19 protein-coding genes are annotated in these 21,383 nt (G+C 28.4%); 13 read left to right on the top strand and 6 right to left on the bottom strand.

Going from position 1 to position 21,383, the window contains the following annotated elements; genetic code table 11:
• Window positions 1-55: 55 nt before the first annotated feature.
• From AC5SLZ_RS06135 to AC5SLZ_RS06120, 4 genes are read left to right on the top strand one after another with little or no spacing between them, the layout of a single operon-like run.
• Complete coding sequence (locus tag AC5SLZ_RS06135) at window positions 56-1,618, top strand: lysine--tRNA ligase (protein ID WP_494615423.1); 1,563 nt, start codon at window positions 56-58, stop codon at window positions 1,616-1,618.
• The gene (locus tag AC5SLZ_RS06130; RefSeq protein ID WP_494615422.1) at window positions 1,618-2,670 is read left to right on the top strand and encodes a quinone-dependent dihydroorotate dehydrogenase; all 1,053 of its coding nucleotides are present in this window, start codon (window positions 1,618-1,620) and stop codon (window positions 2,668-2,670) included. Before AC5SLZ_RS06135 ends, AC5SLZ_RS06130 begins: the two co-directional genes overlap by 1 nt.
• A gap of 52 nt (window positions 2,671-2,722) precedes the next feature.
• Window positions 2,723-3,034: a 50S ribosomal protein L28 gene (gene rpmB, locus AC5SLZ_RS06125; RefSeq protein WP_028035965.1), complete on the top strand. Its 312-nt coding sequence runs from the start codon at window positions 2,723-2,725 to the stop codon at window positions 3,032-3,034.
• Window positions 3,034-3,582 (top strand): queuosine precursor transporter, encoded by a 549-nt coding sequence (locus tag AC5SLZ_RS06120; RefSeq protein WP_028035964.1) that lies wholly within the window; start codon window positions 3,034-3,036, stop codon window positions 3,580-3,582. Before rpmB ends, AC5SLZ_RS06120 begins: the two co-directional genes overlap by 1 nt.
• A 2-nt stretch (window positions 3,583-3,584) precedes the next feature.
• On the opposite strand, the gene speB is transcribed toward AC5SLZ_RS06120, so the two are convergent.
• Genes speB through AC5SLZ_RS06105 form a run of 3 tightly spaced genes read right to left on the bottom strand, consistent with a single transcriptional unit; the run spans window position 3,585 to window position 6,690 of the window.
• Window positions 3,585-4,460, bottom strand: coding sequence for an agmatinase (gene speB / locus AC5SLZ_RS06115; protein WP_494615420.1), 876 nt, complete (start codon window positions 4,458-4,460; stop codon window positions 3,585-3,587).
• A 2-nt stretch (window positions 4,461-4,462) separates the two neighbouring features.
• Window positions 4,463-5,506 carry a 1,9-bis(guanidino)-5-aza-nonane synthase gene (locus AC5SLZ_RS06110; RefSeq protein ID WP_494615419.1) on the bottom strand — a complete coding sequence of 348 codons (1,044 nt, stop codon included), beginning with the start codon at window positions 5,504-5,506 and terminating at the stop codon, window positions 4,463-4,465.
• The gene (locus AC5SLZ_RS06105) at window positions 5,506-6,690 is read right to left on the bottom strand and encodes a type III PLP-dependent enzyme (RefSeq protein ID WP_494615418.1); all 1,185 of its coding nucleotides are present in this window, start codon (window positions 6,688-6,690) and stop codon (window positions 5,506-5,508) included. Before AC5SLZ_RS06105 ends, AC5SLZ_RS06110 begins: the two co-directional genes overlap by 1 nt.
• Before the next feature lie 146 nt (window positions 6,691-6,836).
• On the opposite strand from AC5SLZ_RS06105, the gene AC5SLZ_RS06100 reads away from it, so the two are divergent.
• Window positions 6,837-7,400, top strand: a complete 564-nt coding sequence (locus tag AC5SLZ_RS06100) for an ActR/PrrA/RegA family redox response regulator transcription factor (protein ID WP_028035960.1) — start codon at window positions 6,837-6,839, stop codon at window positions 7,398-7,400.
• Here AC5SLZ_RS06100 and AC5SLZ_RS06095 read toward each other — a convergent pair.
• Complete coding sequence (locus AC5SLZ_RS06095) at window positions 7,393-7,944, bottom strand: biotin transporter BioY (protein ID WP_494615417.1); 552 nt, start codon at window positions 7,942-7,944, stop codon at window positions 7,393-7,395. The two genes, AC5SLZ_RS06100 and AC5SLZ_RS06095, sit on opposite strands and share 8 nt — an antisense overlap.
• 115 nt (window positions 7,945-8,059) lie before the next feature.
• On the opposite strand from AC5SLZ_RS06095, the gene polA reads away from it, so the two are divergent.
• Genes polA through AC5SLZ_RS06060 form a run of 7 tightly spaced genes read left to right on the top strand, consistent with a single transcriptional unit; the run spans window position 8,060 to window position 16,552 of the window.
• On the top strand, window positions 8,060-10,834 hold the full coding sequence (gene polA, locus AC5SLZ_RS06090; protein ID WP_494615415.1) for a DNA polymerase I: 2,775 nt from the start codon (window positions 8,060-8,062) through the stop codon (window positions 10,832-10,834).
• A gap of 49 nt (window positions 10,835-10,883) precedes the next feature.
• Window positions 10,884-11,591, top strand: a complete 708-nt coding sequence (locus tag AC5SLZ_RS06085) for a response regulator transcription factor (RefSeq protein WP_494615414.1) — start codon at window positions 10,884-10,886, stop codon at window positions 11,589-11,591.
• Window positions 11,591-13,132: a sensor histidine kinase gene (locus tag AC5SLZ_RS06080; protein ID WP_494615412.1), complete on the top strand. Its 1,542-nt coding sequence runs from the start codon at window positions 11,591-11,593 to the stop codon at window positions 13,130-13,132. The genes AC5SLZ_RS06085 and AC5SLZ_RS06080 overlap by 1 nt, the downstream gene beginning before the upstream one ends.
• A gap of 43 nt (window positions 13,133-13,175) precedes the next feature.
• A complete protein-coding gene (gene ahcY / locus AC5SLZ_RS06075) occupies window positions 13,176-14,462 on the top strand; it encodes an adenosylhomocysteinase (protein ID WP_028035955.1) in 1,287 nt (428 codons plus the stop codon).
• Window positions 14,446-14,901, top strand: coding sequence for a tRNA (adenosine(37)-N6)-threonylcarbamoyltransferase complex ATPase subunit type 1 TsaE (gene tsaE / locus AC5SLZ_RS06070; protein ID WP_494615410.1), 456 nt, complete (start codon window positions 14,446-14,448; stop codon window positions 14,899-14,901). The genes ahcY and tsaE overlap by 17 nt, the downstream gene beginning before the upstream one ends.
• Window positions 14,902-14,910: 9 nt before the next feature.
• Window positions 14,911-15,873: a phosphotransferase gene (locus tag AC5SLZ_RS06065; protein ID WP_494615409.1), complete on the top strand. Its 963-nt coding sequence runs from the start codon at window positions 14,911-14,913 to the stop codon at window positions 15,871-15,873.
• The gene (locus tag AC5SLZ_RS06060) at window positions 15,863-16,552 is read left to right on the top strand and encodes a nucleotidyltransferase family protein (protein ID WP_494615408.1); all 690 of its coding nucleotides are present in this window, start codon (window positions 15,863-15,865) and stop codon (window positions 16,550-16,552) included. The genes AC5SLZ_RS06065 and AC5SLZ_RS06060 overlap by 11 nt, the downstream gene beginning before the upstream one ends.
• Here AC5SLZ_RS06060 and AC5SLZ_RS06055 read toward each other — a convergent pair.
• Window positions 16,530-17,243 (bottom strand): 2,3-bisphosphoglycerate-dependent phosphoglycerate mutase, encoded by a 714-nt coding sequence (locus tag AC5SLZ_RS06055; protein WP_494615407.1) that lies wholly within the window; start codon window positions 17,241-17,243, stop codon window positions 16,530-16,532. The two genes, AC5SLZ_RS06060 and AC5SLZ_RS06055, sit on opposite strands and share 23 nt — an antisense overlap.
• A 421-nt stretch (window positions 17,244-17,664) precedes the next feature.
• Here AC5SLZ_RS06055 and AC5SLZ_RS06050 point away from each other — a divergent pair, with 421 nt between their 5' ends.
• Entirely contained in the window at window positions 17,665-18,264 is a 600-nt protein-coding gene (locus tag AC5SLZ_RS06050; RefSeq protein WP_494615405.1) for a transglycosylase SLT domain-containing protein, read from the top strand.
• Here the strand turns inward: AC5SLZ_RS06050 and AC5SLZ_RS06045 are convergent.
• Window positions 18,254-21,382 carry an efflux RND transporter permease subunit gene (locus AC5SLZ_RS06045; protein WP_494615404.1) on the bottom strand — a complete coding sequence of 1,043 codons (3,129 nt, stop codon included), beginning with the start codon at window positions 21,380-21,382 and terminating at the stop codon, window positions 18,254-18,256. The two genes, AC5SLZ_RS06050 and AC5SLZ_RS06045, sit on opposite strands and share 11 nt — an antisense overlap.
• Window position 21,383: the final 1 nt, after the last annotated feature.

The raw sequence follows: 21,383 nt of genomic DNA, 5'->3' as shown, positions 1-21,383 counted from the left end.
CAACTCTATAAGAATTAGCAAAACCACTGATTTAGGATTTTTAGAAGCATAATTCATGATTAAAAAAGAAAATTTAGACAAAACTAGTGCTTGGCCTTTTGTTGAAGCAAAAAAATTGTTGAGAGAGAGAAAATCTTTCATAGAAAAAAAAGGTAAAATTACTCTTCAGACAGGTTATGGTCCTAGTGGTCTTCCGCATATAGGAACGTTTGGTGAAGTTGCAAGAACATCAATGATGGTAAATGCCTTGAAACAGTTGTCAGATTTTCCAACTGAAATAATTACATTTTCTGATGATATGGATGGTTTACGAAAGGTTCCAGATAATGTTCCTAATCAAGAATTATTAACTAATAATCTTCATAAGCCATTAACTCAAGTTCCTGATCCCTTTGAAAAATTTGGTAGCTTTGGTGAGCATAACAATGAGATGTTAAAAAATTTCTTAGATAGTTTTAAATTTGATTATAATTTTCAAAGTTCTACATCACTTTATAAAAGTGGATTTTTTAATCCAACACTAAAAATTATTCTAGAAAATTATGAAGGGATTATGAACATTATAATTCCTACATTAGGTAAAGAGCGTCAACAAACCTACAGTCCTTTTTTACCTATTTGTCCTGATACCGGACATGTTTTAGAAATTCCAGTAATCGAAATTGATAAAGAAAAATCAAATATTACTTTTGACAATAAAGGAAAAAAATTAGAAGCAAGCATTTTAGATGGAAATTGCAAATTACAATGGAAAGTTGATTGGGCAATGAGATGGTATGCTTTAGATATTGATTTTGAGATGTATGGAAAAGATTTGATAGAGAGTGCAATTTTATCTACTAAGATAATAAATCTATTAGGAAAGAAAAACCCGTCTGGCTTTGCTTATGAGCTATTTTTAGATGAAAAGGGTGAAAAAATTTCAAAATCAAAAGGTAATGGAATTACAATTGATCAATGGTTGGAGTATGCATCACCAGAAAGTTTATCTTTGTATATGTATCAAAATCCGAAAAGAGCAAAAAAACTATACAAAGAAATAGTTCCTAAAGCTGTTGATGAATATTTAGACTCTATTGAAAAATCTAAAAAACAAAATGAACTACAGTTATTGATGAACCCAGTTTGGCACGTTCACAATGGCAATATTCCAAAAGAAGAGATGATCATGACATTTTCAATGTTGCTTAATTTAGTAGAAACTAGCAATGCTGACAGCAAGGATTTATTATGGAAGTTTGTTAAGAAATATAAATCTGACATTTCTGAAGCAAATTTCCCAATCTTTGATGGTTTAGTTGGTTATGCAATTAAATACTTTAATGATGTCATTAAAGCTCAAAAAAAATACAAAACACCAAATCAATTAGAAAAATTAGCTCTTGAAGCACTGGTGAAAACTCTTGAAAAATGTACAGATGAAATGTCGCCAGAAGATATTCAAACTTTGATTTATTCAACTGGAAAAGAAAATGGATATGCTGACAATCTAAGAGATTGGTTTAAATTGATATACGAAGTAGTTTTTGGAGATGAAAATGGACCTCGAATGGGATTTTTTATAAGTTTTTTTGGTATAAAAGAAACTACTGAGCTGTTAATTAATAAATTAAAATAATGTTTTCTAAACTAAGATCGCTAATATTTAAAGTAGATCCAGAAAAAGCACACTCTCTAGCAATAAAGTCATTAAAGTTTAATTTAGTTCCGAACGTATTTGATGAAAACAAGAATGACCCTATATTTCAAGCAAAAATTTTCGATAAAGATTTGGATAACCCGATTGGAATGGCAGCTGGCTTTGATAAAAATGCTGAGGTATATAACTCATTGTTTAAATTAGGATTTGGGTTTGTAGAAGTTGGAACAATTACTCCTTTGAAGCAGTATGGAAATCCTAAACCTAGAGTTTTCAGGTTAGTAGAGGATGAAGCATTAATTAATAGACTAGGTTTTAACAATCAGGGTGCTCAAATTGTTAAGGAACGTATAAAACGAAACAAAAAATTAGGCTTGTTAGGTATTAATGTTGGTCCCAATAAAGACTCTAGCGATAGATTGAATGATTATCTAATTGGATTAAAAACTTTTTATGATGATGCGGATTATATAACAATCAATATTTCTTCACCTAACACTGAAAATTTAAGAACATTTCATGAAGGTGATAAATTACAAGATTTACTCAAATCTATTATGGAAGAAAGAAAAAATTTAAAATCAAATATTCCCATTGCTGTTAAAGTTTCACCAGACATAAGTGAAGATCAAGTGAATCAGATATCAGAAATTCTTTTAAGATATGAAATAAAAGCAATAATTGTTTCAAACACATCAGAAGCTACGAGAGATAAACTTAGCAATATTCAAAGACATCAAAAAGGTGGTTTATCTGGAAAACCAATTGAAAAAAAATCTAATATTTTAATAAATAAATTTCACAAATTATTAAAAGGTAAAATTAAAATAATAGGTGTTGGCGGAGTTGATTCTGGTCAAGCTGCTTATGATAAATTTATAGCTGGAGCAGATTTTGTTCAACTATATACAGGAATGGTTTTTAAAGGTCCAAATATTGCTGGAATTATTAAAAAAGACCTAAAAGAATTATTAATCAGAGATGGAGTTAAAAATTATACTGAAATTATAGGAAATAAAACTCTATCTTAAATGCATTAAACTTGACGCATTACTCATCTCCCCTTATATAAGCACTATTATTATGTCAAAAAAATGTGAATTAACTGGTAAAATCCCAATGAAGGGTCACAATGTTAGTCATGCTAACAACAAGACTAAGAGAAGGTTTTTGCCAAATTTAAAAAAAGTAAAATTCACCAGTGAATTAATGAAGAGAAGTTTAAAATTAACTGTGAGCAACTCTGGTGTTAGATCTGTTGATAAGAAAGGTAGCTTTGATGAATTCCTTAAGGCTGTTAAAAATAAAAATTTATCACCAAGATTAAAGAAATTAAAAAAGGGCATATTAATAAAATCTCCTTTTAAGAAAAAGCCTGTAGCCAAATCTGCTTAATGAGTAAACTATTTACTACCCTGTCAATTTTGATGGGAGTAGTTGTATTATCCTCTAATTATCTTGTACAATTTCCAATAAATTATTATGGCTTAAGTGAAATTCTTACCTATGGAGCTTTTAGTTATCCGGTAGCTTTTTTGATTACAGATTTAGCTAATAGATTTTATGGTAAATTTGTAGCTAGAAAAATTGTATATTTTGGATTTTTTATTGGGATCATTTTTACTCTTTTATTCTCAACTGATTTTGCTGATTTAATTTCTATAAGAATAGCAATTGGATCAGGAGTTGCTTTTATCACAGCACAACTATTAGATATTCAAATTTTTGATCGTCTAAGAGAAAAGAAGTGGTTTATAGCACCTTTAACCTCATCTTTTATTGGTTCAACAGTTGATACTTTTTTATTTTTTTCAATATCATTTTATGCAACTGGAGTTCCCTGGATAACATTGTCATTAGGTGATTTAGCGGTAAAATTATTTGTATCACTAGTAATGTTGATACCTTTTAAAATTTTACTTACAATTAGCAAGCCAATCTAAATTTAATACAAAAATTTATAAGATAAAATTTTGTAGGCTAGCTTAGCCACAAGAAAGTTATATGAGTTAAAACCTTTTATGGGTGATAATTCATTAATATCTGCACCAACAATTTTTGAATTTTTTGCAGCAATTCTAATAATATTTAAAGTCTCATCCCATAATAATCCACCAGGTTCAGGAGTTCCGGTTGCAGGCATTATGCTTGAATCTAGACCATCAACATCAAATGTCAGATAAACAGTTTTATTTTTTATTAATTTCTTAAATTTATTAAGATTCCATTTGTTTTTATCTTTGGCCCAAAAAATATTAATCCTAGATGAGTTCTTCTTTAAAAATGGAATCTCACTTTCAGATATATTTCTTATGCCAAAAGAAATTAATGAAACATTTGGATAGTCCAAACATCTTTTTATTGCTGAAGCATGCGAAAATTTTTCTCCATTATAGCTTTCTCGTAGATCTGCATGAGCATCAAAGTGTAGAAGACAAATATCTTTATATTTTTTTACAAAAGGAGCAATACATCCTGGCGTAATTGAGTGTTCACCACCAAAAGTCATTGGGAAAAGTTTTTTATCTAAAATTTCCTTATTAATTTCAGACATTTTTAAAAGTGCCTTTTTGATATCTTTATCTATCTTGAAGGGTCTTAAAGTTTTAATACCTATTTTTTTGTATGGTTCACAGTTTAATTCTTCATCATATAGCTCTACTTGATGAGATGCTTTAATAATTTCTTTTGGTCCATTTTTAGTGCCTCCGCCATAACTGACAGTTTTTTCAAGGCCAAAAGGAACTACAACAACTTTTTCTTTGAAATCAACTTTATTGTCAATTCCTAAAAATCCATTTTTATTTGAAAGATATTTCAATTTTATTCAAAAATTTTTGTAAAGTTTTTTCTGTCTCTATTTTTCCACTCACCCTTATGATAAGCGTCACTCGCAATTAAGGGTAATACACTTGTTGCTTCTGCAAATACCATTTGTTCTTTTGTAATATCTACTTTACCCCAAGAACTTGCTTCTTTTAAAGTTGAGCTGCTACAAGCACCATCTCTTGAGTCAGCTACAGTAATTTGTACAGCGTATTTATGCATATCAACCTCTTTACCTAATAGTTCAGCGCAAATTACAGTATCTTGTATAAAGTTCTTTGGTACACCTCCACCAATCATAAATAGACCTGATCCTTTAGATTTAATTTTAATTTCAGTAAGCTCTCTAAATTCTCTTACAGAGTCTATAGTCATATGTTGTTTTGGATTTTTTTCTTGATGTATCACTAAGCCAAAACCAGCACTTGAATCTGTAAAAGCAGGACAAAAAATTGGTACATTGTTATCAAAAGCTGTTTCAATTAAAGAGTCTTTCTTTTTTGAATTTTCTTTTAAATATTTTCCCATTTCATAAATAAATTCTCTAGATGTATAGCTTCTTGGATCTAGCGTATCAGCGATTTCACATATAATTTTGTCACACATTTGAAGCTCTTCTTCATCAATGTAAGTGTCATATATTCTATCTATATAATTGTTTCTTAATTCAGTATCATCTTGAAATTGTGAACCTTGATAATGTTTAAATCCAAGTGCCTCAAAAAAATCCATATCCACTATAGAGGCTCCAGTTGCAACAATTGCGTCAACCATATTATATTTAACTAAATCTTTATAAATATTCATACATCCAGCAGCTGATGTTGATCCAGCTAGAGTTAAAAAAATTGTGCAGTCTTTATCTTTTAGCATCTCATTGTAAATATTTGCTGCATTAGCTGTTTCTCTTGAAACAAAGGACATCTTTTCCATTGAAGAGATTATTTTTCGAGAGTCAAAAGACGTTATATCAATGTGTTCAATAGGATTTTTTAAAAAGTCTTTTTTACTATTATGACCTGGGTTTTTATGATCTGACATTAAGCAACCAAAGTAGCTTTGTTAATGTCTTTGTCATACATTGTCATGATTGGTTTGTCTTCAACTTCAAAGATTTCATCTGAATAATAACCATTAAATTGAGTTCTAAATGTTAAACCATAGGCACCTAGCTGACCAAGTTCAATGTAATCATTTTCTTTAATATTATTTGGAAGAAGAAAAGGACCTTTCATATAATCCATGCTATCACATGTTGGTCCAAAAAAATCAAAAGCAGTTAATTTTTTTGATATTATCTTATTTGAATTTTCTTTAATCAGTTTAGATGGAAAAACTATATTTGGAGTTCCTGCATCAAAAAGAGTTCCATATGTACCATCATTTATGTAAAGTTTTTGTTTTTTTCTTAGATTAACCCTTACAATTGTAGAACCACTTTCTGCAACTAAGGCTCTTCCTGGTTCACAAATAATTTCAGGTAATTTTTCAAGTTTTAATTTTTCTAAACCTTTTTTAATTTCGTTAAAATAACTATCCATAGATTGAGGGACTAAGTCTGGATAAATTGTTGGAAATCCTCCTCCAACATTAATGTAGTCAGGTAAAATTTTTGTTTTTTTAATTATATTTCCGATTTCATTAATACCTTTCGAATATGATATTGGATGCATACATTGTGAACCAACATGAAAGCTGAGCCCAATTTTTTTTGCATGTTGTTTAGCTAATCTTAATAATCCTACTGCCTCTGAGTTTAGTGCACCAAATTTTTTTGACAAATCTATTTCAGCATGCTCATTAGAAACTGCAACTCTTACAAATAATTCTAAATCTTTTGCATTATTTGTACTTTTGATTATTTTTATTAATTCATCTTTAGTATCTAGTGAGAACGTTTTAACTCCATAATTAAAGTAAGCTTCTTTAATACTTTCTTTACTTTTTACCGTATGCATATAAGAGCATTTTGCTGTTTGGCTAAAACTTCTAATACTTTTAATTTCTTCTATAGAAGCAACATCAAATTGCTCTACTCCGCTATCTATAACTGTTTGAATTACAGAAGGATGTGGGTTTGTCTTTACTGCATATAAGATTTTGCCAGGAAAATTTTTATTAAAATATTTTACTGCAGATCGAATAGGATTCTTTCTTATACAATAAATCGGTTTTTCAGGTTTCAGCTGATTTATTATTTGCTCAACTGATTTAAATTTTTGCATTCAAAATGCCTCCAAAAAAAATTTAATAAAAAAAAGCTTTTTATTGCTAAAAAACTTTAAAATTTCCTCCTATTAAGCCCATAGATTAATAATGTAAAGCAAATAATAGGTATTGAAATATGTGAGCTAATCACCATATGTTGTTAATGAAAGAACAAGTAGTTCTTAAAAATATCAACGATTTTGAGAACAAATCTCTACTTATAGTTGATGATGATAATCCCTTTAGAGAGAGATTGGCTAGAGCAATGGAGAAAAAAGGATTTGAAGTTATTCAAGCAGAAAGTGTACAAAAAGGCGTGGAATCAGTTAAGGTTAAGAAACCTGGTTTTGCGGTGGTAGACTTAAGACTTGGAGATGGAAACGGACTAGAGGTTGTAAAAGAAATTCAAACTACAAATAGTGAAAGCAGAATAATCATGCTAACTGGTTATGGAAATATTCCAACTGCAGTAGCAGCAATTAAAGAGGGTGCTATTGATTATCTTGCAAAACCAGCTGATGCAGAGGATGTTGAAAAAGCTTTACTTGCAGATCCTGCAAAAAAAGCTGCTCCTCCTGAAAATCCAATGTCTGCAGATAGAGTGAAATGGGAACACATACATAGAGTATTTGAATTATGTAATAGAAATGTTTCAGAAACCGCAAGAAGATTAAAAATGCACAGAAGAACTCTTCAAAGAATTCTCTCTAAAAGATCACCTAGATAATATTTCTTATTTTTAAAATTTGTTTTGTTACCAAGGCCAAAAGCACAACTTTAAAAGTTTCTGCTAGTAGAAATGGCTTGGCTCCTAAGGCTATAATTGGTTTATCCCATCCAATAATAGTTCCTAACCACAATAATCCTAATATATAAATAGTAGAGGTTGCTACTGTAAGTTTAGCTAAAACCATCAAAAAATTATCATTACTATTAACTTTGGAGGCTAAATATCCTGCAATTAAAAAACCTATCAAATAACCCATAGTTGGACCTGTAAAGTAAACTAATCCAATACCTTTTTCAGGAGAATTTGAAAAAACAGGTAAACCTAAAATTCCTTCAAACAAATACAACCCTATGCTTGCAAGACCTATTTTATATCCAAGACTAACACCTAAAAATAGAACAACAAATGTCTGCATAGTCATTGGAACTGGATAAAAAGGTATTTTAATTTTGGCTGATATAGTTAACGCTATAGAGCCAAGTATTATTGCAAACATCAATTTTATTAATTTAGATTGTGATATATTTTTAGTTAACTCCATTTAGAAATAATACTATCAAACTTTAAAATAATCTAGATATAATTGACGATCTTAAAAAAAGTAAATTTTTTTATATACAGATTTTAATACGACTGTAATATTTACTGATATTTTAATGGATAAAATTCAAAAAACAGATCATTTTTACCTTATTGATGGTTCAGGATACATTTTTAGAGCTTATTATGCGCTTCCGCCATTAACTAGAAAAAGTGATGGATTGCCAACTGGAGCAGTAAGTGGCTTTTGTAGTATGCTTTTTAAATTACTTGAAGACTCAAAATCAGAACAAAATTTACAAAAACCAACTCACTTTGCAGTAATTTTTGACTCAGCAAGAAAAACATTTAGGAACGATATTTATAGTGATTATAAGGCAAATCGCTCAGAAGCACCTGATGATTTGGCTCCTCAATTTGAGTATATCAGAAAGTCAGTGCTGGCTTTTAACTTACCCTCAGTTGACTTGCCTAATTATGAGGCAGACGATTTAATTGCAACTTATGCTGAAAAAATACTTAAGAAAGGTGCCAAAGTTACAATTGTTTCATCAGATAAAGATTTGATGCAATTGTACAAAAAAGGGGTTCGTATTTTTGACCCTATGAAAAATAAATTTATCTCAGAAGAAGATATTTTCACAAAATTTGGAGTTGATGCTTCAAAAGTAATAGATGTACAATCTCTAGCGGGCGATAGTAGCGATAACGTTCCTGGAGTTCCAGGCATAGGAGTCAAAACTGCTGCAGAGCTAATTAACAAATATGGAACTTTAGAAAAGCTTTTAAAATCAGCAGATGAAATAAAACAAAACAAAAGAAGAGAAACATTAATTGAAAATAAAGATAAAGCATTAGTTAGCAAACGGCTTGTAACTTTAATGAAGGATGCTCCAACTAATAGAGAATTAAGTGAGTTTAAATTAAAAGATATAGATAAAGATAAACTTTATACTTTTTTGAGAGAGATGGAGTTTAACCGATTATTAAGTTCTGTAATTTCTGCATATGGAGAACCAAAACTATCAAGTTCAATTGAAGAAAAAAAAACTTCAGAAAAACAACAAACAATCAATAAAAAAAATTATCACTTAATTACTAGCCCTGACCAAATAGATGAATGGATAAAAGAGGCAGAAGAAGTAGGAGAGGTTGCGGTAGATACTGAAACAAATTCTCTAGATCCTCATCAAGCAGATTTAGTTGGTGTTTCCCTATGTTCTAAAATTGGCAAAGCTTGTTATATTCCAATTGGACACAAATCATCAAAATGTATTGATAAAAATATTGTCATAAAAAAATTAAAACCTTTACTAGAAGATCCAAGTGTTAAGAAAATTGGTCAAAATATTAAGTTTGATTTTATAGTTTTATATAAACAGGGAATTTTAATTTCATCAATGGAAGACACGATGCTAATGTCATATGTATTGGGCGCTGGAAAAAATAGACATAATATGGATACACTATCTGAAATTCATTTGGGTCATAAAACAATTTCTTTTAAAGAGATAGTTGGAACAGGAAAAAAAGAAATTAATTTTAGTGATGTGGAGATTGATAAAGCTAAAGATTACGCAGCTGAAGATGCTGATATAACTTTTAGACTATACAAAAAGTTTATCAAAAATTTGAAGTTAGAAAAAATGGTAAATATTTATGAAATATTTGAAAAACCATTAATAAAAATTCTTGCTTTTATGGAGATGGAGGGAATTGAAGTGGATAGCAAGTTCTTAAAATCATTATCTTTAAAATTTGAAAAAAAAATTAAAAACTTAGAAAAAAAAGTTTTTAAGATTTCAAAAAAAGAATTCAATATTGCATCACCAAAACAATTAGGAGAAATTATTTATAATGATCTAAAAATTGCAGGCTTAAAAAAGACTAAAAAAGGAAGTTTTGCTACAAGTGCAAGCGTTTTAGAGGATTTAGCTTTTAAAGGTCATGAGTTTCCACAATTGATTTTAGACTGGAGACAAGTATCAAAACTAAAAAATACTTACTCAGACTCTCTGCCAGAGCATATTAATCCTTCAACAAAAAGAGTGCACACCTCTTTTTTATTGGCAGCTACTACAACTGGAAGATTGGCATCTAGTGACCCAAATTTACAAAATATTCCAATAAAATCAGAAGATGGAAAAGATATTAGAAAAGCTTTTGCTGCAAAAAAAGATTATTTATTGATCTCTGCAGATTATAATCAAATTGAAATGAGAATTTTAGCAGATCTTGCAGATGTTAAAGAGCTTAAAAAAGCTTTTAAAAATAATGAGGATATACATTCCTTAACAGCTAGTCAGATCTTCAACATAGATATTAAAGAAGTAAATCAAGACCATCGAAGAAAAGCCAAAGCAATTAATTTTGGAATTATTTATGGAATTTCACAGTATGGTTTAGCAAAACAGATAAATGTTTCAAATTATGAAGCAGAAGAATTTTTGAATGCATATTTTGCTAAATTTCCAGAGATAAAAATATACATGGATAGCACAATCACTTTTTGTAGAAAAAGTGGCTATGTAAATAATATTTTTGGGAGACGATCTCATTTTAATGGAATTAATGATAAAAACTTTAATGTAAGAAATTTTCAAGAGCGAGCTGCAATTAATGCACCTATACAAGGGTCAGCGTCAGAAATTATGCGTTTAGCTATGATAAGGTTAGATAGAAAGCTATTAGAACAAAAAAATTTTAAATCTAAAATGCTTTTACAAATTCATGATGAATTAATTTTTGAAGTGCCAAAAAAGGATGAAAAAACAATGGTCAAAATAATAAAAGAAGAAATGACCGGTGTTGCACAAAGTGATTATCACTCATTTTCAACTCCACTAACCGTAGATGTTAATGTTGGAGATAATTGGGGAATGCTTCATTAATTTAATTAGATTGCCCAATTTAGAACAATTTAGTATTTTTATATAAGGAATGCACAAACAAACTATAGCTTTAATTGATGATGATCGAAATATCCTTACAAGTTTAAGCATAGCTTTAGAAAAAGAAGGCTTTAAAGTCCAAACTTATATTGATGGTGAAAGCGCATTAATAGGTTTAACTAGAACACCTCCTGATTTAGCAGTGGTTGATATAAAAATGCCCAAAATGGATGGTGAGGAATTACTAAAAAAGCTTAGAAAAAAAACATCATTACCAGTAATTTTTTTGACATCCAAAGATGATGAAATTGATGAGTTGCTAGGATTGAAACTTGGAGCGGATGATTTTGTAAAAAAATCTGGAGGTTTTTCAATTAAAGTTTTGATTGAAAGAATTAGAGTTCAGTTAAGGAAAAAAGATTCTAATAATATTTTAGAGGAAAACAAAAATTTGATTTCACATGGAAAACTAAAATTAGATCCATCTCAACTTGAATGTGAATGGAATGATAAACAACTTCCAGATAAACTGACCACAACAGAATTTTTAATTGTTAAAGAATTAGCAAAAAGACCAGGAATTATTAAAGAACGAGCACAATTAATGGATATTGCTTACAGAGAAGATACTGACATTGAAGATAGAACTATCGATAGTCATGTGAAAAGAATTCGTAAAAAATTTAAAAAAATAGACCCTGATTTTTCAGCTATTGAAACTAGATATGGTAGTGGATATAGATGGAATGTTAGCTAATGTTTAGTAAATACTTAAAAAATCTTTCTATATTAAAAAAATTTTTATTTATAAATTTTATAATTTTTACAATTATAAGTTTATTTACATTTGTTTATCTTAATAATGTCCAACCAAATCTAATTAAAAAAAAATCAGCAAAACATTTGAATGTAATAAATAACACAATTAATACACTTACAAGATTAGATATAAAATTTAATGTTGACGATATTAGAAAGTTTCTATTTTCAACACGATTTATATTTCAAAACCTTGATAGAGTAATTTTTTTTGATAATGATTTAAATTTAGTTGGTGATACAGATACCTTAGATCTTGATCCAAGATCTTTTTCTACAAGATTAGATGAAATTGAATTTGAAAGTTTAAATGAGAATAAAGATAAAACAAAAAACCAAAATGATAATGATAATTCAATTGAAAATAAAAATTTACCTTTTAAAGACACATTAAATAAATATCTAAATTCTGATTCTTATGGAAATTCTTACACATTCATAAAGGAAGATATTAATCAATTTAAATTAATTACAATTAAAAATGTAATTAAAGATAATGTAAATATTGGATATATTGCTATTACAGAAAATGCTAATGACATCAAAATAGCCACTGATGAGAGGAAGGCTTTTGTTATCAGAACAGCAATTGCTGTAGGCTTTGTAATTTTAGTATTCTCTTTTGTTTTAAGTAGATATTTTATTAAACCAATCCAAAACCTTGTAAGTTATACAAAAGTTATTAGAGATAAAAGTCAGATCAAAATAAATATTGATACTCTAAAAAATCGTAATGATGAATTAGGCCTTTTATCAAATTCATTGGATGATATGACAATTGAACTTCAAAAAAGGGTCGCGCATGCAGAGAATTTTTCCACAGATTTAGTTCATGAAATAAGAAACCCACTAGCGTCTCTTAAAAGCGCTTCAGAGATACTGCAAGATACTAATAACCCTGAACAAAGATTAAAATTACTAAATATTCTTAGCCATGATGTTTTGAGAATTGAGAGACTAATTACCGATTATTCGCAGATGCTTAAGGATGAGGTAGCTCTTAGTAAAGAAAAGATGAAAAGAATTAATATAGAACCAATTATTCAATCAGTTGTAGAAGATTATAACAATATCCAAAAAGTTAAAAAAAATATTAAAATTAATTATGAAAATGATGGTAATGAAAAATATATTATTAATGGAATTGAAAATAGAATTGAGCAAATAATTGCTAACTTATTAGATAATTCAATTTCATTTTGTAAAGAAGGCGAAAATATTTTCGTTAATATATCAAACACTATAGATAAAAAAATTATAGTAAAGATTATAGATGATGGTCAAGGATTTAAGGAGAAAGATACTTCAAAAATATTCAAAAGATTTTATAGCAATAGACCAGATAAATTTGGAGAGCATTCAGGTCTTGGATTAAATATTGTTAAAAATTTAGTTGATCTTCATGATGGTGAAATTATAGCATCAAATCGATTAGATAGAGACGGTGCGATTGTGGAAATAAGATTTCCAAGGGTCTAATCTTAACTTGATTTGTTCTTTGTTAACTGTATAAAACTTTCCAATGGAAGATTATAAAGTTAAAGATATATCATCAGCTGAATTTGGAAGAAAAGAGATCTCGATTGCAGAGAGTGAAATGCCAGGATTAATGGCATTAAGAGAAGAATATTCACAAACCAAACCTTTAAAAGGAGCAAGAATTATTGGTTGTTTACATATGACTATTCAAACAGCTGTATTAATAGAAACATTGGTTGAACTAGGAGCTGAAGTAAGATGGTCTTCATGTAATATTTTTTCAACTCAAGATCATGCAGCTGCTGCGATTGCAAAAGCTGGAATACCTGTTTACGCATGGAAAGGTGAGACAGAGGAAGAATATCTTTGGTGCATTAAGCAAACAATTGTTGGCAAACCTGATTGGAAGCCAAATATGCTTTTAGATGATGGCGGTGATTTAACCGCGATTATGCATAATGAATATAAAGATTTAATGAAAGATATTAAAGGAGTTTCAGAGGAAACTACAACTGGAATAAAAGCTTTAAACAAGATGGAGAAAGACAATTCTCTTTTAGTGCCAGCGATTAATGTTAATGACTCAGTCACTAAATCAAAATTTGATAATTTATATGGTTGCAGAGAAAGTTTAGTTGATGGAATAAGAAGAGCAACAGATGTAATGATGTCAGGAAAAATTGCAATCGTGGCAGGCTTTGGAGATGTAGGTAAAGGAAGTGCAGCATCTCTTAGACAAAGTGGTGCAAGAGTTTTAGTTACCGAAGCAGATCCAATTTGTGCATTACAGGCTGCAATGGAAGGATATGAGGTTGTTCTAATGGAAGAAGCTATTAGCAGAGCTGATATCGTGGTAACTGCCACAGGAAACAAAGATATTGTAACCGCTGATCATATGAGAGACATGAAAGATAGAGCAATTTTATGTAACATAGGTCACTTTGACAATGAAATTCAAGTTGAGGCTTTAAAAAATTATAAATGGAGTGAAGTTAAACCACAGGTTCACGAAATAGAATTACCTAGTAAAAAAAGAATCATTCTTTTAGCAGAGGGAAGATTAGTTAATTTAGGTTGTGCAACAGGACATCCAAGTTTTGTAATGAGTGCTTCATTTACAAACCAAGTAATAGCACAGATAGAACTTTGGAATAATTACAAAAATTATGAAAATAAAGTTTATGTACTCCCCAAACATTTAGATGAAAAAGTTGCTACCCTTCATTTAAAAAAAGTAGGTGCAAAACTAACTAAATTATCCAAAGAACAAGCAGATTATATAAGTGTGGGGACTGAGGGTCCATTCAAACCAGATGCCTATCGCTATTAAAAATAGCATAATAGATATATCTTCAGAAGAAACGACTAGAGAACTAGCAAGAGAACTTTCTAATTATCTAAAAGGAAGTGAGATAATTTTTTTATATGGAGAAATGGGAGTAGGTAAAACTACATTTGTAAAATATTTAATAAATCAATTTCAAGTAAAAAAAAATTTACCCACTACTGAAGTAACAAGCCCAACATTTAACTTACTCAATGAGTATGAGATAGATGACTTGATAATTAAACATTATGATCTGTTTAGATTAAAAGATAAATCTGAAATAAAAAATTTAGATTTGTTTGAAAATAATAAAAGCATAATAACTTTAATAGAGTGGCCTCAATTAATTAATAAAAAAAACTTAAATAAGACTATAGATTTGTTATTTAGTTATGAAAATGAATTGAATAATAGATCTGTTAAAATTGATGGTTTAGATTAATCTTTTACTATGAAACTTTCAAAAGATTTTAAGGAAATTAAGGGGGATGCATCCTTTAGAAAATTTTATAGAAATAATAAAAAGAATTCAATTATAGTATTTGCTGATAAAGAAAAAATTAAAAATTTATTAGTTTATGACTCCATCAATAAAATTTTAAACAAAAATAATATAATAGCTCCTAAATTATTAAGTCAAAATTTTAAAAAAAATTATATTGAGATACAGGATCTAGGAAACAAAACAATTTATCAAATATTTTCTAAAAATAAAAAAAATCAATATGAAATATTTAAAAAAGTAATTAATGTTTTGAATAAAGTTCAACTAATAAAAGATAAAAAAATTATAAATTTCAAAAACAAATTTTATAAGATAAAAGACTATAAAAATAAAATTTTATTAGATGAGACAAAATTATTTAATGATTGGTATGTTCCAAAAAAATTAAATAATACAAAAGTTAACTCCTTCAAAAATAAATTAAATAAAGAAATCAAATTTTTGTTATTAAAATTAAATTTTAAAAATAATACTTTTGTTCATAGAGATTTTCATGTTTCAAACCTAATCATAAACTCAAAAAATCAAATTGGATTAATTGATAATCAGGATGCTCTTATTGGTAACAGAGCTTATGATTTAGCTTCTTTGATAGATGATGTAAGATATAAAACATCTAATTCCTTGAAAGATAAAGTTTATAGCTATTATTTAAAAACTAATAAAAAAATTAATGCAAAAAAATTTAAAAATGATTTTGATATTTTATCAGTTCTAAGAAACTTAAAGATTATAGGTATATTCATGAGACTAGCCGTAAGAGATAGGAAAAAAAAATACTTAAAGCTTATTCCCTATGCGTGGCAAATGATTGATAATAGAATGATTAAAAATAAAGATTTACATAATTTGAGATTGTTATTAGTATCCAGTTTTCCTAAATTTATATCTAAGATAGATGAAAATTAATACAGCTCTAATTCTGTGTGCAGGTTTTGGAAAACGATTAAATCCATTAACTTTAGATACGCCAAAACCATTGATTGAACTGAACAATATTTCAGTGCTTGAAACTTGCATTAATTTAATTGAAAGTTTGAATATAAAAGAAATTTTTATAAATACCTTTTATTTAAAAGATCAAATCCGTACTTTTATAAATAAAAAAAATTTTAAACCTAAAATATCAATCATTGAGGATGGTAAAAATATTCTGGATACAGGGGGGGGTATAAAAAACATGCTAAACCATACAACAGAAGACGATGTTTTAATATTTAATCCAGATACAATTTGGAAAAAAAATTACTCTAAAGAAATTATTGAGATGGAAAAATTATATTTTTTCAAAAAATTAAAAAACATACTTTTACTTGTTAACAAAGAATTAAGTTTTGATAAGAATTTAAATGGCGATTTTGATCTTAAAGATAATTTAATTATAAAAAATGATGATAGAAAATTTATTTATACTGGTTGTCAAATATTAAATAAAAAACTTCTTTCTACTTATAAAGCTGAAAAATTTTCAATAAACGACTTGTGGAATAGTTTAATTGAAAAAAAGGAATTATATGGCTTTGATACCAATAATGATTTCTATCACTTAACAGATCTTAATACTTTTAAAAAACTACAAGATCTCTAGCTCTTTTACTATCTAGGTATTTACAATCAGTAATTTTCTTATTTTCATCTAAATTTATTAACAAGGGATTTCCAGTTGGTATTTCCAATTTTGATATTTGATTTTCGTCTAGTTTAAATAAATATTTACATAATGCTCTAATTGAATTTCCATGTGCTGAAATTAAAATATTATTTTTTGAAATTTTATTTTCAATCTCCTGTTTATAAAATTCTAATACTCTTTCATAAGTATCTTTAAGAGACTCTGTGTCAGGAATTTTATCCATTGGTATTTCTTTATAGGTATTAATATTTATTGGATGATAAGGATTATTTTTATCTAATGGATCTGGTCTTAAGTCCCATGAACGTCTAAATTGATAAACTTTATCTTCACCCAATTTTACTTTCATTTCATCTTTGTTTAAACCTGTAAGCGCCCCATAATGTCTCTCATTTAATTGCCAAGCTTCTTTTGAGATTTTTGTGTCTTCTAAAATTTCTTTTATCAATTTTAGGGTATTTTTTGCCCTTAACTGAAAAGATGAATAGTAAATATCAATATCTATATTGTTTAATTTAATTAGATCTCCTGCTTTTTTAGCTTCTAATTTACCATTTTCAGTTAAATCTATATCAACCCAACCTGTAAATTTTTTTTCAAGGTTCCATACGCTTTGACCATGTCTAACTAAAATTAAATAACTCATTTGTTAATCTCTTAATTTAATTTATAAAATATAATCATACAATTAATGATTAATTTTTTTTCAAAATATAAATTTATTTTTTATCTATCTAATTTTATTTTGCTAGTTTTATATCTATTTCCTGGCAGTTTATTAGGTTGCTTTTTATATAACGACTGTCAATTGCAACCTCAAATAACTAAAGATTTTTTAGTCTCCACAAACCATCTTTATGCTTTTGGCTTATTGTCTATAATTGGTTCATATACTTATAAAAACTCCAATAAATTGAATTTTTTAAATTTATATTTAATTCTACTTTCAATAATTTTAGAAATATTACATATATTTATTCCTATAAGAAGCTTCGAATTCTCTGATTTATTTGGAAATTTACTTGGTGTATCAATTGTTTTAATGATTAATTTTTTTTTCGAAAAATATGAAAATTATAGAAATTAAGATTTTATTTATAGTACTGTTGTTAATTTCTGCTTGCTCTTCGATACCAAAGAATACCTCAAATAGTTGTTCAATATTTAACGAAAGATATCTATGGTTTAAACATGCAAGTAATTCAGAAAAGAAATGGGGGACCCCTGTTTATTTGCAGCTTGCAATTATTAAAATGGAGTCAGATTTTGATTGGCTTGCTAAACCTCCTAGACAAAAACTTTTTAAAGTAATTCCTTACAAAAGACCATCAAGTTCATTTGGATATTCTCAAGCTGTAAATGGTACCTGGGAACAATATAAAAAAGAAACAGGGAACAAACTTGCAGTCAGAACTAGGTTTAAGGATAGTGTTGATTTTATTGGATGGTACACTAACAAATCGAGTTCTATCTTAAATATATCTAAAACAGATGCTTTCAAACAATATGTTGCCTACCATGAAGGATGGGGAGGTTTTAAGAATTATAGAGATAATAAAAAAATAATTAATTTAGCAAAAAAAGTGGAAAAACAATCAAATATTTATAAAAAACAACTCTCAAAATGTAGTAGCTCGCTAACCAAAAATAAATATATTATTTTTTAGATAATTGTTTTTTTAATTCTAAATCAACCGAATCTATTCTTTTGCTATTTCTAGCAAGTGTCAAATACATTGTTGGTGTTACATATAAAGTGAAGAAAGTAGAAATTATCATTCCTCCAAGAATAGTTGCACCAACAGCTAATCTTGATGCCTCTCCTGCTCCAGGTCCAATATTTCCAATCACCAAAGGTAACATTGCTATCATGGTGCTTATAGATGTCATCATAATAGGTCGAAATCTTAATTCACATGCTTCTTTCACTGAAGTTTCTATTTTTTTTCCAGTCGTTCTAATTTGATTTGCATAATCAACAATCAAAATACTATTTTTGGTTGATATACCGATAAGAATTACCAAAGCAATTTGAGAAAAAATATTTATTGAACTATTTAAAAATAAAATAAATACCAATCCCCCAAAAACAGCTAATGGGACAGTCAGCATTATTATAAAAGGATGTACAAATGAGTTAAATGTTGCAGCCATTACCAAATATGCAGTCAGTAATCCAAGTGCAAAGATTATATAAAGTTCATTTGTTGTTTCTTTAACCTCTTCAGACTCTCCCTTCCAAGTGATTTGATTTGTGGGAGCAACTTCTGCTATTATATTTTCTAGATATTCAATTGCTTCAAATAAAGAATAGTTTTCATTTACATTTGCAGAAATTGTAACTGCTCTTTGTCTGTTATATCTTGCTAGCACTTTTGCTGAACCTTCTTCCCTTAAGTCAACTAAGTTTGATAGCGAGATTAGTTCTCCCGTTGTACCAGATCTAACAAAAAGTTTACTTAAACTATCTTTATCTTTTCTATCAAATAGATATTGTTGAAGAATAATTGGATATTCTTTTCCCAATTTATTAAATGTTGTAACTCTTTTGCCGCCATATAATGTTTCCAATGTTTGTCCAATAGATCTAGTTGATATTCCCAAATCTTTTGCTTTATTCTTATTGATAACTAATTTTACTTCAGGTTTATTTCTATTAAAATCTGACTCAATTCTTGATAATCCTCTATTTCTTCTCAATTTACTTATAACTTCTTTTTGAATGTCTTCTAATTCTTCATAAGTACTCCCAAGAATAACCATTTGAATTGGTTTATTATAATTAGACACCCTTATAGCCTGAGGAGAAATTGGAAAAGCCAAAGTTTGAGGAACAGTCACTATTTTACCAATAGCCTGTCTCATTATTGTCATTGCGTCTTTATCTCTTTCCTTCCAGTCCTCAAGTAAGGCGATAATAATAAAACTGTTAAATGAATTAGCAGAGCTTCCAAAGCCTGGAACTCTCATAATAAATTTATCATAAGGGCTATTCTCAGCTTGCAACAATGGAAGCAATCTCTTTTCTACTACTTGAGCTTTTTCTTGTGTGTAATCAAAAGAACTACCTTCGTCTGTAAAACCAATGACCAAATAAACTCCCCTATCTTCTTTAGGAAGAAGTTCTTTAGTTGTGTATGTAAATAAAGCCACAGATCCAGCTATAATTAAAAAAATAAAAGTAATTATCGTTTTTTTTTTATTTAACCAGTAATCGAGAGTTTCTTTATAAAAATTAGAGAAACCTTGAAAAAAAATATTAAATTTTTTTACAAAAAACCCAGAGCTAGCTTTTTTATCTAAAAATTTACTTCCAAGCATTGGTGAAAGTGTTAATGCAACAAATGAGGAAACAATAATAGAAAAAGATAAAGCTATAGCAGTTTCTCTAAATAAAGTTCCAGATATTCCTTTAATAAAAATCAATGGAATAAAAACAGCAAGAAGAATCAAAGTTGTTGCAACAATTGCAAAAGTAATTTGTTTTGATCCTTTGTATGCAGCAACTAATGGACTTTCTCCATTTTCTATTCTTCTATATATTGCATCAGTCATAATAACAGAGTCATCGGTAATAATTCCAATTGCTAGAATAAAACTAAGAAGTACAAAAATGTTTATTGATAAATCAAATAAATAAATACCTAAAAATGATGCAATTAAGCTTACTGGTAAAGCAACAGCAGGAACTATAACTGCTTTAATATTACCTAAAAATAAATAAATTATTACTACCACTAAAATAAATGCAATCGCTAAAGTTTTGTAAACCTCATCGATAGCTGCCTTAACATATGTGGCTCTATTAAATGAAACTTCTAATTTTAGACCATCAGGTAAAGTTTTTCTAACTTCAATAATTTTTTTTTGAATTTCGTTTGATAACTCAACTGTTGAGGCACCACTTTTTGCATAAATTCCTATTCCAACTGTTTTTTGGTCTAAATTATTTTTACTTTGAGCCTTAAATAAAGTTTTTTCAGAAACTGGACCAAGCTCAACATTTGCAACATCAGACAATCTTACGATTCTATCTTTTGTTTTTTTGATAGGTAAAAATTTTAATTCATCAATATTAGTATAGGATTTATCTAAATTAATTGTTAAATCTATATTATCTGCTTCTAAAGTTCCTGCAGGTAAGCTTATATTTTCATTTCTCAATGCACTTTCAACTTCTTGAATTGTCATGTCATTTGCAGCTAATTTAATAGGATCAATCCAAACTCTGACGCTGAGTTCTCTAAGACCTCCTAGAAGAATTCTTCCAACATTTTTTACACTTGAAAAAGCATCAACTAAATATCTATCTGCATAGTCACCTAGCTCTAAATCTGACCAGGTAGATGATGAAACTGATAGCCACATTGTTGTAGTAAATCCCGCTGCTTGTTTTAATATCTGTGGAGCATCTGCCTCTAATGGAAGATTATCGACTACTCTTGCTACTCTCTCTCTTATATCATTTGCAGCATCATCAAGCTCAATATCAGTATCAAACTCTATATTTATGCTACTTCTTCCATTTTCAGATTTTGAGTCTATATTTTTAATACCTTCCGCTCCCCCAACAACATCTTCAATAATTTGAGTAATTTCTTGATCTATAATTGGAGCTGATGCAGATTTATAATTAACTTTTACCTGCACTACAGGTGGCTGTAAACCATCGGGTAATTCTCTAACTGGCAACTCAGAATAAACAAATAAACCGAATACAATAAGTATTAAAGATAGAACCCAGGCTACAACTGGTCTCCTAATACTAAGTTCAGTTATATACATT

The organism is Candidatus Pelagibacter sp. PS_06 (assembly GCF_059418045.1).
Note: the sequence above shows the minus strand (reverse complement) of the source record. Positions and strands in the feature narration are given on the sequence as shown.